The organism is Phycisphaeraceae bacterium, from assembly GCA_019454185.1.
In the GTDB taxonomy this organism is placed as follows: Bacteria; Planctomycetota; Phycisphaerae; order Phycisphaerales; family UBA1924; genus JAHBWV01.
Genome location: CP075368.1, coordinates 3688889 through 3704561, shown reverse-complemented (window position 1 = coordinate 3704561; position 15673 = coordinate 3688889). Strand labels below are relative to the sequence as shown.

At 65.2% G+C, this 15673-nt stretch carries 14 protein-coding genes; 12 read left to right on the top strand and 2 right to left on the bottom strand.

Annotated elements, in window-relative coordinates; genetic code table 11:
* Positions 1-554: 554 nt before the first annotated feature.
* The 4 genes from KF838_15465 (at position 555) to KF838_15450 (ending at position 3549) form a co-directional block, all read left to right on the top strand.
* Positions 555-1406: a hypothetical protein gene (locus KF838_15465; protein ID QYK48176.1), complete on the top strand. Its 852-nt coding sequence runs from the start codon at positions 555-557 to the stop codon at positions 1404-1406.
* 147 nt (positions 1407-1553) lie between these two features.
* Positions 1554-2018, top strand: coding sequence for a hypothetical protein (locus KF838_15460; protein ID QYK48175.1), 465 nt, complete (start codon positions 1554-1556; stop codon positions 2016-2018).
* Positions 2019-2088: 70 nt separating this feature from the next.
* Positions 2089-2862 (top strand): LPS export ABC transporter ATP-binding protein, encoded by a 774-nt coding sequence (lptB, locus tag KF838_15455; protein QYK48174.1) that lies wholly within the window; start codon positions 2089-2091, stop codon positions 2860-2862.
* Positions 2863-3030: 168 nt separating this feature from the next.
* Complete coding sequence (locus KF838_15450) at positions 3031-3549, top strand: PEGA domain-containing protein (GenBank protein QYK48173.1); 519 nt, start codon at positions 3031-3033, stop codon at positions 3547-3549.
* Here the strand turns inward: KF838_15450 and KF838_15445 are convergent.
* Positions 3457-4149, bottom strand: coding sequence for an acetyltransferase (locus KF838_15445; protein ID QYK48172.1), 693 nt, complete (start codon positions 4147-4149; stop codon positions 3457-3459). The genes KF838_15450 and KF838_15445 overlap by 93 nt on opposite strands.
* A 59-nt stretch (positions 4150-4208) precedes the next feature.
* Between KF838_15445 and KF838_15440 the strand changes: the two genes are divergently transcribed.
* The 5 genes from KF838_15440 to KF838_15420 all read left to right on the top strand — a co-directional run bounded on the left by KF838_15440 (position 4209) and on the right by KF838_15420 (position 8953).
* Complete coding sequence (locus KF838_15440; GenBank protein ID QYK48171.1) at positions 4209-5150, top strand: TIM barrel protein; 942 nt, start codon at positions 4209-4211, stop codon at positions 5148-5150.
* Between the two features lie 75 nt (positions 5151-5225).
* Complete coding sequence (locus tag KF838_15435; protein ID QYK48170.1) at positions 5226-5945, top strand: hypothetical protein; 720 nt, start codon at positions 5226-5228, stop codon at positions 5943-5945.
* Between the two features lie 16 nt (positions 5946-5961).
* Positions 5962-6222 carry a hypothetical protein gene (locus KF838_15430; GenBank protein ID QYK48169.1) on the top strand — a complete coding sequence of 87 codons (261 nt, stop codon included), beginning with the start codon at positions 5962-5964 and terminating at the stop codon, positions 6220-6222.
* A 68-nt stretch (positions 6223-6290) separates the two neighbouring features.
* Complete coding sequence (locus KF838_15425) at positions 6291-6464, top strand: hypothetical protein (protein ID QYK48168.1); 174 nt, start codon at positions 6291-6293, stop codon at positions 6462-6464.
* A 311-nt stretch (positions 6465-6775) separates the two neighbouring features.
* The gene (locus tag KF838_15420) at positions 6776-8953 is read left to right on the top strand and encodes a hypothetical protein (protein ID QYK48167.1); all 2178 of its coding nucleotides are present in this window, start codon (positions 6776-6778) and stop codon (positions 8951-8953) included.
* Positions 8954-8969: 16 nt separating this feature from the next.
* On the opposite strand, the gene nagB is transcribed toward KF838_15420, so the two are convergent.
* Positions 8970-11009, bottom strand: coding sequence for a glucosamine-6-phosphate deaminase (nagB, locus tag KF838_15415; GenBank protein QYK48166.1), 2040 nt, complete (start codon positions 11007-11009; stop codon positions 8970-8972).
* On the opposite strand from nagB, the gene KF838_15410 reads away from it, so the two are divergent.
* The 3 genes from KF838_15410 (at position 10984) to KF838_15400 (ending at position 15628) form a co-directional block, all read left to right on the top strand.
* A complete protein-coding gene (locus KF838_15410; protein QYK48165.1) occupies positions 10984-12660 on the top strand; it encodes a potassium/proton antiporter in 1677 nt (558 codons plus the stop codon). The two genes, nagB and KF838_15410, sit on opposite strands and share 26 nt — an antisense overlap.
* 127 nt (positions 12661-12787) lie before the next feature.
* Positions 12788-14170, top strand: coding sequence for a S1 RNA-binding domain-containing protein (locus tag KF838_15405; protein ID QYK48164.1), 1383 nt, complete (start codon positions 12788-12790; stop codon positions 14168-14170).
* A gap of 111 nt (positions 14171-14281) precedes the next feature.
* Positions 14282-15628 carry a hypothetical protein gene (locus tag KF838_15400; GenBank protein QYK48163.1) on the top strand — a complete coding sequence of 449 codons (1347 nt, stop codon included), beginning with the start codon at positions 14282-14284 and terminating at the stop codon, positions 15626-15628.
* Positions 15629-15673 lie beyond the last annotated feature (45 nt).

Sequence of the window (15673 nt, the reverse complement as noted above, 5' to 3'; positions counted from 1 at the left end):
GCCCCTTGGGCGAACCTCGCCCGCTTCGGGCGCACGATCGTTGCCGGTGGCGCAGCGAACGCCGCAGGCGTGAGCCAGCCACCGGAACACTCACCCGCGCAGCGCATCCTTGGTGGAGCGGGGCGGACGCCCCCGACTCTCTCTTTCCTCCCAAGGCCGCCGGTTTACCCGGCGGACGCTCTCCTGTTCCTCCCCATCGCGATCACCCTCATGGTGATCGCGAATCTCAGCGGGGCGGACGCCCCCGACTCTCTCCTCTCACTCCTCGCCACACCCTCCCGACCCCATTCACCAGTCTGCCTAACCCTTTGCGATGTGCTATTTCCCCCCTTGACTCCCACCCACTGACAGACTGTTGTCAGTGACAACCCCCTCCCCGCCAACATCACGCTTGATTCCCACGCGGCATCCTGTACCGTCGTCGCATGGTCGCTCCCTCCGCGACAACTTCTCCCTCCGCCCCCGCTCCCCAGAGCGGTGAGGGCCTCTCTTGCGGCCCCTCCCTTGCCTCCACCTCTTGCCCTCCCACTCCGTCACTCAGTCACTCCGTCACTGTGTCACTTCTTTCCGACCTCACCTCCCCACACCACTCACTCGCCTCCGTCGCCGAAAAACACAACCTCACACTCGACGACCTCCTCCTCTGGCTCGCCCTTCCCGAAACCCGCGAAGCCATCTCCCTCCGCGAATCCGCGGCGTACTCCCACCTCCGCCTCGTCGCCTCCGTCAACCTCTCACACGCCGTCCACACCACCGTCAAAACCCTCGAAACCTTCAACGCAACGCCCCCTCCCGCCGATCCCCTCGACCCCACATACCTCCGCGCCGCGATCCACGCCCGCAAGGCCGCGTGGCTCCTCTACCGCTTCTCACGTCTCACCCCGCTCACCGATGACAACCTCGCCGCTGCCCGCCGCACACTCAGGGCGCCGCTGATTCCCAACGCTCACGCGAGGCGTCACGAATCCGAACCAATGCGCTCGACCAACGCTCAAGCAACACGCGTGCACGAACAGCCGGCACCAACGACCAGCACGCGCCAGGCCGTCCCCGCACCCGACGCCACACAGCACCACGACCTCGCCGCTGCCCGCCCCACGTCCGGGGTGCCACTGGTTCCCGATTCGGACGCGCGGCGTCACGAATCGGAACCAGTGCTCTGGACCAATACTCGGTCCACACCCACGCAAGTCGCACAACAGGCTCAAGACCCGCCCCCCGACATGGGCGCGCTGCTGACACATCTCACCGCTCTCGCGGCCACCCTCGGCATCGACCTCTCCGACCTCGAAGATCCCAACTTTGATCCCCGCTTCGATCCCACACTCGAACTCGACGCGCCAGCCGAACACCGCTCCCCTCCCATCCCCGCCCTTGCCGGAGTCGCCCCGCCCGACTCCACCTAGCTCCCGCACGGCGCACCCTGCCAACACAAGAAACCGACGAAGAGACCCTCACTCGACGCTACAGACAAGTGCCACCTCGGGACACGTTCTCGTCGCGCATTCGCGACAGATGTGGTACGCTGCGACGGTGTCGAGTGGATGATCTCGATGGCAAGAGACCCAACAACAGTTCAACCCTCTCGCGGTTGGCGAAAGTGGCTGCTCTGGGCGGCAACCGCCGCAGTCACCGTCGCGATCGTGGTCCCGGGCTTGCTGATGACAGTGCCCAGATACCTCCCCGTCCATGTCGAATGCCTGCCGGATGGCACGGCCAGGGTCGTGACAAAGCGGGATGGCGTGCTGTCGCAGGGATTCCCCGCGCTCTTCGAGCATCGCGTTCCCGTCTACACGCGCCTCGAATCGGGCGAACTGCTGAATCGCTACCGGCTCAAAGCGCCCCCCGGCGCGGACCAGATCCATGGTGCCCTCCTGCCCACGGAGATCAGGCAGACCTGGTGGCTCGGGTACAGGGTTGCGTTCTCAGACATAGATTTTTCCCACCCACCACGCGTAGATCCCATGCTGGGGTTTCTCGATCGGAAGCGCGACGCAGCTGTTCGCTACTGGTGGTAAGCGACTGGAGGAACACCGCGCTCGGCGACCGAGTCACAAGTAGTTCAGCCCACCCTACCATCATGCCCCGATGCCCCTCCTCGACGTCCAGAATCTCCGCAAGTCCTACGCCGGCCGCGAGGTTGTCGCCGGTGTCTCTTTCCACGTCGGCAAGGCCGAGATCGTCGGCCTCCTCGGGCGCAACGGCGCGGGCAAGACCACCTCCTTCCGCATGACCATCGGCATGATCGATGCCGACGATGGCCAGGTCTGGTTCGACGGCAAGGAGATCACCTACCTCCCCATGTACAAGCGCGCGCGGCTCGGCATGGGCTACCTCTCACAGGAACCCTCCGTCTTCCAGCGGCTCACCTGCGAGCAGAATCTGCTCGCCATCCTCGAAACCCTTCCCATGGGCCGCGCTGCCCGCAAGCAGCGGGCCGCCGAACTCCTCGCCCAGTTCGGCCTGTCACACAAGGCCAAGCACGCCGCTCGCACCTGCTCCGGCGGCGAGCGACGCAAGCTCGAGATCGCCCGCGCCCTCGTCACCAAACCACGCCTCATCCTGCTCGACGAGCCCTTCAGCGGCGTGGACCCCATCGCCGTCGAAGACCTCCAGGCCGAGATCCGCCGCCTCGCCTCCACCGGCATCGCCTTCCTCATCACCGACCACAACGTCCAGCAGACACTCCGCGTCTGCGATCGGGCCTACATCATCGACAGCGGCAAGAAATTCGCCGAGGGCTCCCCACGCGACCTCATCAACAACGAGCTGGTCAAACGCGTCTACCTCGGATCCCTCTTCCGAGGCGATGAGTTCGATGACCCCGTCGATCAGAACACGTCCCCCGTCGCGGTCGAATGAAGGGGCAATGGGCAATGGGATCATCTAACTGAGCAACACATGACACGCACTTCTCAATCCACTTCTTCCCGTTCTTTCCTTTCTTCTCTGTGCTCTCTGTGTCTCTGTGGTGAGTCCCACTGTGGTAAGTCCCTTCTTCGCTTCGTGCCTTTGTGCCTTTGTGCCTTCGTGCCTCTCTTAACCGGCTGCGTCGAGCGCCGCATCTCCATCACCTCCGAGCCCGCCGGCGCACTCGTCTGGGTCAACGACGTCGAGGTCGGCCGCACCCCGACCGAACTCAACTACAAGCACTACGGCAAGTACGATGTCCGGCTCGAACTCGACGGCTACGACACGCTCCAGACCATCGGCGAAGCGAGCACACCCTGGTGGGACTACCCCGGCCCCGACCTCATCGCCGAGGCCATCCCCAACGCGAAGAAGACCATCCGCTGGCACTACACGCTGACGCCGACACTCGCCGCCGCGATGCCGCGTGAGCAGTTCGAGAGCGACCTGATCGAACGGGCCCGCGCGCTCCGTGAGCAGCTCGGCCCCGCCCCGACGCCCGAGACATCGCCCGCAACCGAGAAACCCGCAACCGAGAATCCAGATTCAGTCGATCCCGCTGGCGCGGCTGGGACACCCGATGACAGTCTGAAGCCCGCTGACACGCCGAATGACGACCGCGCCCGCCCCGACCGTTGATCCGCTCCCGACCTCAAGGTTCGGAAGGACCCTCGACCCGATCCCGAGCAGCGCATCCTCGCCGATCGTCACGCGCCCGCCCATCGCCGCCCCCGGCGCGATGTGCGCATTCTCACCGATCACGCACTCGTGCTCGACGATCGCCCCCGAGTTGATGATCGCGTGCGCCCCGATCCGCGCCCGCGAATGAACCACCGCCCCCGGCCCGATGAAGACCCCCTGCTCGATGATCGCGCTCGGCGAGACGATCGCGCGCGGATGGATGATCGTGGCGATCTTCACGCCCCGCGCGATCCCGGACGCTCCCAACGTCTCGATCATCCGCCGCCGGGCCTTCAGGTCGCCGATCGCCAGGATGATCTCGCATCGCCCGAGTTCGTCGAGCGAGACGACCGCCGCGAGCCCGCCGAGCCGCTTGATCTGCACGGGCGGCGCACCGGACGCCGAGAGCACCCCGTCGAGAGACCCGAGCGGCGCGCCCGGGTCATCATCGAGAAACCCGCGGATCGGCCGCCCCGACATCGCCGCGGCCTCCGCCACCACCAGCGCATGCCCGCCCCCGCCGATCAGAACCAGCCCGTCATCGCCTGTGTATCCCATGCACAAGGGTATCTGGCTCCATGACTTCGTGACTCCCCGACTTCCGCTATGCTGCCCGCATGATCAACCGCCGCGAGTTCATCGGGACATCCATCGCCGCCGCTGCCACAGGTTCGGTCGCGTCGAGCGCCGTCGGAGCCACGCACGTGTCACACGCACAAGAGCCGTCGAATGGGGCCAGGTTCCGGTTGGCGTACGCGCCGCACTTCGGCATGTTCGCGAACCACGCGCCCGACGACCTCGACCAGCTCCGCTTCGCCGCCGACCAGGGCTTCTGGGCGTGGGAAGACAACGGCATGAAAGGCCGCGGCCCGGAGTTCCAGGAGAAGGCCGCGGAAGTCATGTCCGAACGCGGCATCAAGATGGGCATCTTCGTCGGCGCGGACATCGACTGGCGAAACCCCACGCTGACCACAGGACGGAAGGACCACCGCGACAAGTTCGTGGAACAGGTGAAGGAGTCGGTCGAGGTCGCCAAGCGCATCAACACCAAGTTCTGCACCATCGTCCCCGGCACCGTCGCAGAGAACATTCCTGAAGGGATCCAGATGGCCAACGTCGTCGAGGCGCTGAAGCGCGCCTGCGATGTCTGCGCCGACTATGGCCTCGTCATGGTCAACGAGCCACTCAACTGGCGCGACCACCCGCGCCTCTTCCTGCGCTACAGCGATCAGGCCTACGCGATCATGAAGGCCGTGAACCACCCCTGCTGCAAGATCCTCTTCGATATGTACCACCAGCAGGTCACCGAGGGCAACCTCATCGACAACATCAACAGGACGTGGGACGAGATCGGGTTCTTCCAGATCGGCGACAACCCCGGCCGCTGCGAGCCCGGCACAGGCGAGGTCAACTACCGCAACGTCTTCGGGCACATCGCACGCAAGGCCACGGAGTCCAAGCGCGAGTTCATCCTCGGCATGGAGCACGGCAACTCCAAGGGCGGCAAAGAGGGCGAACTCGCCGTCATCCAGGCGTATCGGGATGCGGATTCGTTCTGATGTAAGTGTTTGCCTGACACGAGTGTGCATCACATAGTGATCGCTGGTACCATCTTTCTCTGCTGAGGAGGATCAATGCCCGCACAGACCACCGACAACGGTCCACCACCGCCGGGAAACGCCCGATCAGTAGCCGGAGCACTCGAGGCCGTGATGCTCGCACACGCGGATCGTTTGTGGGCCGCAGAGCGTGAGAACGCCGAGCGATTCGCGGCACGCGTTCGGATGGTCGTGCCCCTTTGCACCGCAGTTCTGGCCTTGCTGCTCGCTGCAACGCTGAAGACCGAGGTGCTCAACGTCTTTGACGGCCAGTACGCCTCAACCGGGAAGGCCGCCAAGATCGCATTTCTCGGCGCGGTCGTTCTCGGTGTGATGTACCTCTCGCGGTCGGTGCTCCGGCTGCTCTTCGCGGTCAGAGGAGCGATGGGGAGCCAGCGATCCATCCTCGTTGTCATGAATCTTGCCACGCTCCCACTTCTCGCGACCGACACGGCGTTCATGCTCATCGAATTGGCGTGCGGGGGATGGCGCCGCGAGATGCTCTCTCGATTCGCGAGCCAAGAGCTCGACATCCGTAAGCAGCATCTCGATCGGCTCGCGCGAGTGCTCGGGAACCCCCAGAAGGGACTCTTCTTCGGGATCTACAAAGCAGCGATGCGCTTGCGGGAACAGAACCTCAACGAGCGCCAGCGGATCCGTACAGCGGAACGGGACCTCGCCCGCGGTATTATCGGGGTCGTGGTCGCGATCCTTGTCTATGTCCAAGCGATCCTTTTGCCGATGATCTTCGTATAATCTCCCGGGGAATCACATGGGACAGTTCGCACAGAATCCGACCGATCCGAACCACGCGGTGTCGCTGTGGGATGGCGATTCCATGGATCCCGAACTCGCGACCATACTGAAGCGGATGCCGGAAACCGAGAAGCAGACGTCGCGCATCCTAGATGGGTGGGACGATATGCGAGCTCTGATCGGCGGTATTGCACGGTCGCTGCGGTCATCTAAGAAAACGAGCGACGCCACCGACCTCCCACCGAAGGCAGCGGACGGCGACGATGGAAACGACTGAGCGACTCGCCTTCCCCACTCGGTGACTGGTACACAGCAAATAACTCCGGTCAGATTCGGAGAGTCGCGATGAACGAGGACAATCATCGAGGCGGCGCGCACGACACACGCCGCCTGCCCGTGAAGCGGCACACAACTCCCGAGGAACGACGCGCCGCGATTGAAGAGATGCGCCGCCTCGCCGCTGGGAACTGTCTCAATGGACTCCGCATCAAGGCACTCATCGCCAAGGGTCGTCGGTGAGTTCGTGCCGCATCACCATGCGTGGCTCGATTCCTCGCCGATTCTGCTACCCATTGCCGCTTTCGTCGACAAACTTCCAACCCCGCTGGCATCCGCCGTCTCAACCCGATATATTGCTTCTGCACGGACCGGGGGGTCCAGGTCGCCGAGCCAGCGGCTCAGGCACGCCGGATTGCGGGTCGCGGCACCGAACGTCGCACCCGCCGATATGCAGACGATGAGCGGTCGCCGACAGGACACACGATCGCCACTGCATGACAACAGGGCACCACCGCCCGCACTCACGATCGTCGCGCCACAGGAGGCCTCTGATGCCGCGCTCCCGCACGCCCGACCGCGCACCGCCCGCAACCGCCCTCGCACCCGCCGCACTCGAGTCCCTCGAATCCCGCATGGTGCTTGCGGCGACAGAGATCGCCGCCGTGGGGCTGTCGTACGACTTCTCGCAGTACGAACCCGAAATCCAACCGACGTACCGCAGCTACACCCTGCTCGGAAGCGTTTCGGACGAGAACGTGCTGCGGTATCAGATGCGCTGGGACGGCGCAGCCGGTGCCGGCCCCGCCTCGCCCGTCCGCAACGCCCAGTTGTCACTCACCGACAACGGAGCGTTCAGGTACCAGACGCCCTACTGGACGAGCGGGAGCAACACGGGTGCCCAGTTCCTCCCCGAGGACGGCTACACCGTCGGCTGGTGGCGCGGCCACAAGATGAAGGACGACATCGTCGGCGACACGCCGTATGTCGCGCACTCCGAGGAGCAGTTCATTGTCGCGGTTGGGGCTCCCACCACGCCCTTCGCCGCCGCACTCGGAAACTACCGCTTCTCCATGATCGAGCGCGACACGCACACGGGGATCGAGACCATCCGAACCGGTCGCATCTCTATCCAACGCGGAGGTGATGAGCGGAACGTCACGTTCTACGAGGCCGCCACCGATCGTCTGCTCTTTCAGACGAGCGTCACCAGCTCCACAGGGGGCTCCCGCTTCACGACGTCCGCCGGCCAGCAGTTCTTCCTCTCTGCGGACGGCTCGACGCTCATCTTCGCCGACGTCGCGAGCGGCGACCGCTCCATCCACGCCGGCGTGGCGGTGCGTGTCGACAGCGCGGCCGCTGCCGAGGAAGTCGCGGGAACCTATCACTTCCTGCAGCGTCTGAGGTACAGCCAGGAATCCATCTCGTGGTCGCTCACGCTGAACGGGGACGGAACGTTTGAGTCGGACGGCGAGTACGTCTCGAGCGATCATGGCACGTGGTTTGTCTATAATAACTCGGAGATCGTTCTCCGCTCCGACAGCGGAAGCCCCGAGTCTCGCTACGTCGTCTCCACTTCGGGCGCCGGGCTTCTCCATATCGGCGCATCCGTGAGCCCGCCGCGCCTCGCATTCGGCACGCGTGCCACGATCGCCCCATCTCGCAGCGACCCGGTTCTCGGCGTCCCCTCCATCGGCGCGAGCGGCGAGGGGCTCGTCTTCATCGATCGCACGAACGCGCCGTGGAAAGTGACGAACGTCGCAGACGCCTCGGGAGGGCCGGAGGCGATCGGCTCCCTGCTGACATGGTTCGATCCGCAGTCCGGCCTCGCGCGTGCTGCGGGAGCGACGGATCGCGGGCTTGCGATCTACAGCGAGCTGGCGAACGGCGCGTGGACATATGAGGTTCTCGGCGAGACACTCGGCACAGGGACGGTGCTGCGTCCCGAGGTTGCGATGACCGTCGGGCCAGGGGGAAGCCGCAACATCGTCGGTCTCAACGACGACGGGGACCTGGTCCGCTATGTGCTCCCGCCCGGTCGTTCCGCTGCGTGGCGTGAGTGGAACATCAGCGAGAACCAACTGCAGTGGCGCGGCCTGGCCACCCCGCAGTACATCGGGCGCATCGTCGCGACCGCCACGTCATGGGGTGGCCTCAACATCGCCGGGATCAACCCCGACGGAGACCTTGTCACCGTCTGGACCTCGCTCACCGCCGGACGCTGGTACATCAGCAATCTCAGCGAGTACGCCGGAGTCGAGAGTCCCCTGACAGGCCTCGACGTCGCCGCCGCGGGCGCACGCGGCATCCACTTCAGCGCCATCAACGCCTCAGGCAAGATCACCATGGTCTCATGGAAGCCGGGCGACGCGTACTGGAACGCGATGACGCTCGACGCATCTCCCGCCATGAAGCATGACGAGATGTCGATCGTCTTCGATCCCCGCACCGGTTCGCTCTACATCGCGACCGCCCGCCTCGACACCGGCGCTCTCATCCTTCACACTGTCTCGCTGCTCCTGCCGCCTCCCACGACACCGTGGGTCACGGTGTCGGGCTTCGGCGTCCCGATCGAGCGCAGAGTGGTAAGCGTGCTGGACGTGCAGATCGACGCGACGGGCCTCATCAGCGTCTTCGCCATCAACCCCGGCAATGAGACGACCCGGTTCACGTCGCTCTTCAGTCTCAACACCCACTGGGGCTTCGAGAACATCACCGATCTGGCGAAATAAGCGATGCGATGCGCACTCAACCCTTCCACCTCACAAAGCCCTCGATCGCCTCGTACTCGGCGAGCCCGAGCATGTCGTAGAGCTTGGCGGTGGCGCGATTGCGGTCCTCGGCGCGTTGCCAGAACTCGCGCGGGTCGCTCGGGCCGGGGAAGAGGGCGCGGTCCTTCTGGCTCTCGTGCTTGAAGATCGCCATGCGCTTCCTCACCACCTCGTCGGGGCTCAGCGGCACGGCCATCTCGATCTCTTCGGGCTCCCACTCCTGCCACGCGCCCCGGTAAAGCCAGACGACGCAGTCGCGTGCCCATGCAGATTCCGTCGGATCGGCGCGGAGTCGCACGATCGACTTCAGGATCGCATCCAAGCAGACGCGGTGCGTGCCGTGCGGATCGGAGAGGTCGCCGGCGGCGTACACCTGCTGCGGCTTCACGCGCTTCAGCAGATCCATCGTGATCCGCAGGTCATCCTCACCGATCGGCATCTTCTTCACGCGGCCTGTCTCGTAGAACGGAAGGTCGAGGAAGTGGATGTTCTCCTCGCGGACGCCGGAGTATCGTGCGCCGGCGCGGGCCTCGGTGCGGCGGATGAGTCCCTTGATCCTCTGGAGCTCGGGCGTGTCAATCGCGCCGGGCTGCTTGGAGCGGATGAAGGTCTCAACGGATTGCTCGATCCGTTCAGCGACATCCGTGCCAAGTTGTGGGAAGGCGCGGGCGAACTCAGAGACGAAGTCGGCGTGGCGGAGGGCGGACTCGTCCCAGACGGCGATGTTGCCGCTGGTCTGGTAGGCGACGTGGACCTCGTGTCCCTGCTCGCACAAGCGAATGAACGTGCCGCCCATGCTGATGACATCGTCGTCGGGGTGTGGGCTGAAGACGATGACGCGCTTGGGAAAGTCGCCGGGGCCTTCGCCGGCGCGCTGGTTGGGCTTTCCTCCCGGCCAGCCGGTGATGGTTTTCTGAAGTGAGCGGAAGACATCGAGGTTGATGGCATATGCCCCGCCGCTCATTCCCGCGCTCGCCCCCCCACTGGTGGCGCGTTGCGAGGCGGCGGGAGTTGGTGATGCGCCGGGCATGGACCCGACGCGATTGGCCAGCAGCTCCTGGAGCCCGTGCTCGTTGTAGTCCTCGTTGGTGAGTTTCAAGATCGGTTTCTTGAGTTCGCGTGCGAGCCAGATCGTCGCCTTGCGGGTCATCCGCTCGTCCCACGTCAGTCCGTACCGCTCGATCGGCCCAAGCAACCAGGGCGCACGGAAGCGGGTGAGGTCGGCGGCGGCGGCGGGGTCGAGGACGAACTGCGCGCTCGGATGCTGCTGCAGGAACGACGCGGAGACACTCTGGGATATGTCGCCCTCAACGGCTCGCTTCACGATCTTGGCTTTGTGCTCGCCGAACGCGAGCAGGAGGACGCGGCGTGCGTCGAGGATGGTCCCGACACCCATGGTGACGGCGCGACGCGGGACGTTCCATTCACCGAAGAAGTCGCTGGAGGCGTCCATGCGGGTGACGTGGTCGAGCCAGATGAGGCGGGTGCGGCTGTCGCGCGCGGAACCGGGTTCGTTGAAGCCGATGTGGCCGGTGCGTCCGATGCCGAGGAGCTGGATATCGATGCCGCCGGCGTCGGCGATTTTCTTCTCGTAGTCCTGGCAGAATCGCTCGACATCAGCGAGGGGTTTCTCGCCGTCGGGCAGGTTCCAGTTGCCGGACGGGATGTCGATGTGGTCGAAGAGGTGTTCGCGCATGAAGCGGTGGTAGCTCTGGAGCTCATCGCGCTTCATCGGCCAGTACTCGTCCAGATTGAACGTGATGACGTTCTTGAACGAGAGGCCTTCTTCCTTGTGGAGGCGGACGAGTTCGTCGTAGACGCCGACTGGGGTTGAGCCGGTGGCAAGCCCGAGCACCGCCGGTCGGCCCGATCCGGCGCGGCTGCGGATCAGCGAGGCGATCTCTCCGGCGACGGCGCGATTCACGCCCGCGCTGGTCTGGAAGACGGCGACGGGGAGTCGCTCTGGGTGCTGGGGCGTCGCGTGAGACGGGATGCTCTCGACGTACAGACTCTGCATCGCGGGGCTCCGAGGGTCGGCGTGTGGCGGCATCGTACTCGCGGCGTTGGACGGGGCTCGGTGGAGGGGTTATGGTCCACGCGACGTGATCGATCTTTCTGCGTACAGCCCGACGCTGATTCTCGCGACCTCGGAGCCAACGGCCTCCGCGATCGTCATGGTTGCGTTCGGAGCGATCCTGGTCTTCAGCGTTGTGTTCGGGCGGCCGCTCGATCGGCTCGGCATTCCCGTCGTGCTGCTCTTCCTGCTGCTCGGGATCCTGGCCGGATCGGAGGGGCTGGGCGGGATCCCCTTCGATGATTACGGGCTTGCCTACCGGCTGGGCACGCTCGCGCTGGCGTTGATCCTCTTTGACGGCGGCCTGAACACCTCGCTCTCGGTGGTTCGCCGGGCGTCGCTGCCGGCGGGCATACTCGCGACGGTCGGCGTGGCGTTGACGGCGGGCCTCGTCGCGATGTGCGCCAGGATGATCGGGCTCCCGTGGCCGGAGTCGCTCCTCCTCGGCGCGGTCGTTTCCTCAACGGACGCGGCAACGGTCTTTGCCGTCCTCAGAGGCGGGCGGCTGCGATTGAAGGACCGTGTGGGCTCGACGCTCGAACTGGAGTCGGGCGTGAACGATCCGATGGCCGTGCTGCTCACTGCCATGCTCGTTCAGGCGATCCTTGCGTCGGGCGGTTCCGGCCCGGTCTCGTGGTGGCGGCTGGCCATCGATGTGCCGGTGCAGTTGCTGATCGGGCTCGCGTTCGGCGTGATGTTCGGGCTTGCGGGGCGTTGGTTTCTGGCAAGGGTGCGACTCGGAACGGTCGGCCTGTATCCCGTGGTGACGCTGGCGCTGGCATTGCTCGCGTTCGGCGGGGCGACGCTCTGCTATGGATCGGGTTTCCTGGCGGTGTATGCCGCGGGCGTGGTGCTGGGGAACGGTCCGTTGCCTTACAAGTCCGGGTTGGCGCGGGTTCACGATGCGATCGCCTGGCTGAGCCAGATCGGTATGTTCGGGATGCTGGGCCTGCTGGTGTATCCCTCGTCACTTGCCTCGGTGTGGGGCGAGGGCTTGGCGCTGGGGCTGTTTCTGGCGTTTGTGGCGCGTCCGATCGCGGTGGCGGTCTGTCTCGGGCCGCTGCGGATGCCGGCGAAGGAGATCGGGTACATCGGATGGGTCGGTCTGCGCGGAGCGGTGCCGATCGTGCTGGCGACGTACCCGATGCTGGAGGGTGTGCCGGGCGCGGGGCGCGTCTTCAACATCGTGTTCTTCATTGTGGTGGTCAACGCGATCATCCCGGGCTCGACGGTGCGTCTCGTGACGCGGAAGCTGGGCCTTGATGTGCCGGACAAGCCGGTGCCGGAGGCGGTGCTGGAGATCAATGCCCGCAAGTCGCTGGACAGCGAATTGCTGGCGTTCCACATCGATCGCTCGCTCGCGGTCTGTGATGCCGCGTTGTCGCAGATCGCGTTCCCGCGGCACGCGGCGGTGGTGCTGGTGGTGCGGGGTGAGCAGATGATCGCGCCGCGCGGGGATACCCGGCTGCACGATGGCGACCATGTGTATGTCTTGTGCAAATCGGCGGACCGCCCATTCATCGAGTTGCTCTTCGGGCGTCCGATCGACGATCAGGGCCCTTCGGCGGGTCCTAGAACGCCCGATCCGGGTTGATTCTGCGAATGGCTGGGGAACCGTTGGCTCGGACGACCGGCCCGTGTAAACTCTTGCCCGTCGGCGCGTGCCGGCGCGGCAGCCGCTGATGCCCCAGACGATCGATCACCTTCACCCACCGATACTTATGGCCCCCACCAACGAAGACGTGACATCCGCTCCTTCCAAGCCGACCGGTCGCGAGGCGGCTGATCTCTCTCCGGAGATCCAGGCGGAACTCGACGCGGCGATGGCCGATCTGGGCGTCGAGTCCGATCGACCCGGCGCGCCGAAGCCGACTCCTCGTCCGGTGGGCGGCGCGAGCCCCGCGCCGATCCGAGGGCCGCGCGTGGTCTCGGCCGGGCGCGAGCATCGCTCGGGGAAGGTCGTCTCCGTCGGTCCGACGGACATCTTCATCGAGTTCGGTCCGAAGCTGATCGGCCTCGTCGAGCGCACGCAGTATGTCGAGGCGGAGCTGCCGAAGGTCGGCGATGAGATCGAGGTGATCGTCACCCGTCGCGACCCGAAGGATGGGATCCTGATCTGCTCGAAGCCCGGCGCGGTGCAGAAAGCCGCGTGGGAAGAGATGGAGATCGGCCAGACCGTCGAGGCCCGCGTCACTGGTGTCAACAAGGGCGGGCTTGAGCTTGAGCTCACGGGCGGGCACGAGGCCTTCATGCCCGCGTCGCAGGTCTCGCTCGATCGCGTCGAGGATCTCTCGGTCTACATCGGCCAGAAGTTCACGTGCCAGGTGCAGCGCATCGACCGGCGCGGCAAGGGCAATGTTGTCCTCTCGCGCCGCGACCTGCTCGCTGTCGAACGCAAGGAAAAAGCCGCCAAGCTCAAGCAGACCATCACCGAGGGACAGGTCGTGGACGGGGTCGTCCGCAAGATCATGCCCTACGGCGCATTCGTCGATCTGGGCGGGCTCGACGGGTTGCTGCACGCCAGCGACATCACGCACGAGCGCGGCATGCTCATGGGCGAGAAGGCGATCGCCAAGCACATCACCGAGGGTCAGCCGATCCGCGTGCAGATCCTCAAGGTCGATCTTGAGAACGATCGCATCTCGCTCGGCCTGAAGCAACTGTCGGAAGATCCCTTCCAGGCCGCCCTCAACGAGATCGTCGAGGGCGCGGAACTGAGCGGGCGTGTCGTCCGCTTCGCGGAGTTCGGCGCGTTCGTCGAAGTCGCCAAGGGTGTCGAGGGGCTGGTCCACATCTCCGAGATCGAGCATCGCCGCATCGGGCACGCCAGCGATGTGCTGAAGCAGGATGAGATCGTCAAGGTCAAGGTGCTGAAGATCGATCCGGGGACGCGGAAGATCTCGCTCTCGATCAAGGCGCTCAAGGCCGCGCCGGAAGCGCCGGCGGGCTCTGGTGGGGGTGGCGGGCCTGGCGGACGCGGAGGCAAGGGCGGGCGCGACAAGACGCCGGGACGCACCGCGGAAGAGATCCTGAAAGAGACTCCGGAACTCCGGCGCTTGCGCGAGAAGTTCGGCAAGAAGGGCTTCAAGGGCGGCCTGGGTTAAGACGTTCGGGCTGTTGACCCTGGGACGACCTGAACACGCTCTTCATCCATGTGAATACACGATGGCCCCGGTCCGGTTGGATCGGGGCCACGTTGTTTGTAGACTACCCGTATGACGCGGGAGGAACGCGACTATTTTGACGAGCAGCGGTATCGGCAGTTCCGCCATTCTTTAATAATCGGCGGGGCGTGCATGTTGGCATGTCTATGCGCCTTGCTCGTCTTCATGATGCGGGGCGACACCGAGCGTGTGGTGTTGATCTGCCTTGGAGCGGCGTCGCTGTACGCGTTCGTTGTGGCCCTCTCTTTATGGCGAGTGAGGCAACCCGGGAATCCGTGGCCGAATCGCTTGGGGATGGCCTTTGGCGTTGTACCCGGCGTCGTCATGGTGTCGTCGAGTAAGCCGACGTTGATCGGGTTTCTGACGGGCACCTTGCCGCTGCTGGTAGCGGTGGCGGGTGGGATCGTCGTGATCGGTTCTGTGTTGCGGCGGCGAGGTGCGAAGGAGTTCTGTGCCGCGTGCGTGTATGAGAAGGGTGAGGGCGCGGGCGAGCGATGCCCGGAGTGCGGCACGCGATGGCACAAGCCGGGCGCGACGATACGGGGCGAGCGGGTTGCCAGCATTCCCGGGATTGCGGCGGGTGTGCTGGTGCTGGCGGCCGGGGTGGCGCTGCTGTGGGCATCGTCGCGTTTCCGGGCGGAGATTCTTGATGTCATGCCGCGCGGCGCGCTGCTCTCGCATCTGATCCACACGAACAGTCTTGACAGTGACCTGGTCGTGGCGCGGCTGGCGACGATGGAGATTCCGGCAGATGAGGCGCAACGTGCTTCGGAACGGATCCTGCGAGTTCGAGCGAGAAGCATGAATGGCGTTGCATCCCAAGCGGCAATGGACTGGGTGGTCTCGCAGTGGCTCGCCGGCGCGATCGACGATGCGATGATTGAGCGGTACGCGCGAGAGAGCGCGGAGTTGTCGCTCCGGCTGTCGGGCGGCGCAGGGGGCGGCGCAGGGGGGGGGCGCGGTGGGGGGGCGAGGGCGCGGACGGGGATGCCGGTCACAATCGAAGTCGCCTGCGTCTCGCGTTTCAGTGGTCAGCGACACAAAGTCGTTGTCGCCATCGAGTCGCTCACGCTCGAAGAGGAGCATGACGGGGAGTTCGGCGCGGGCCAGACGCTGCTCGGTCCGGCTGCGTCGACGCAGTATCCGAACCTGATCGACAGTCCCATGTTTCCTCAGTATGCGATTGTGACGACATTCACACCTGCGACCCCCGGTCGGAAACGAGCCACGCTCGCGTACTGGCTCTTCGTGACTGATGGCCAGCCGGGCGATCTGACATGGTCCGTGTCGGATGGTGTTGCCGCGCCGATCATGGGACCTGCACCCGGCAGGGCCAGTTCCTCGGGTATCTGGTCCAAACGCTTCACGACGACGCTCGATCTTCATGTCCACCCGTGAGGCGATGGCTGCGCACCTTGAAGGGCGGATCTTCGGTCTTGGTGT

Coding starts and splice junctions, on each gene's coding strand:
- KF838_15460 (QYK48175.1), top strand. CDS start 1,554: ATGGCAAGAGACCCAACAACAGTTCAACCCTCTCGCGGTTGGCGAAAG.
- KF838_15420 (QYK48167.1), top strand. CDS start 6,776: ATGCCGCGCTCCCGCACGCCCGACCGCGCACCGCCCGCAACCGCCCTC.
- KF838_15430 (QYK48169.1), top strand. CDS start 5,962: ATGGGACAGTTCGCACAGAATCCGACCGATCCGAACCACGCGGTGTCG.
- nagB (QYK48166.1), bottom strand. CDS start 11,009: ATGCAGAGTCTGTACGTCGAGAGCATCCCGTCTCACGCGACGCCCCAG.
- lptB (QYK48174.1), top strand. CDS start 2,089: ATGCCCCTCCTCGACGTCCAGAATCTCCGCAAGTCCTACGCCGGCCGC.
- KF838_15410 (QYK48165.1), top strand. CDS start 10,984: ATGCTCTCGACGTACAGACTCTGCATCGCGGGGCTCCGAGGGTCGGCG.
- KF838_15400 (QYK48163.1), top strand. CDS start 14,282: ATGACGCGGGAGGAACGCGACTATTTTGACGAGCAGCGGTATCGGCAG.
- KF838_15425 (QYK48168.1), top strand. CDS start 6,291: ATGAACGAGGACAATCATCGAGGCGGCGCGCACGACACACGCCGCCTG.
- KF838_15435 (QYK48170.1), top strand. CDS start 5,226: ATGCCCGCACAGACCACCGACAACGGTCCACCACCGCCGGGAAACGCC.
- KF838_15405 (QYK48164.1), top strand. CDS start 12,788: ATGGCCCCCACCAACGAAGACGTGACATCCGCTCCTTCCAAGCCGACC.
- KF838_15445 (QYK48172.1), bottom strand. CDS start 4,149: ATGGGATACACAGGCGATGACGGGCTGGTTCTGATCGGCGGGGGCGGG.
- KF838_15440 (QYK48171.1), top strand. CDS start 4,209: ATGATCAACCGCCGCGAGTTCATCGGGACATCCATCGCCGCCGCTGCC.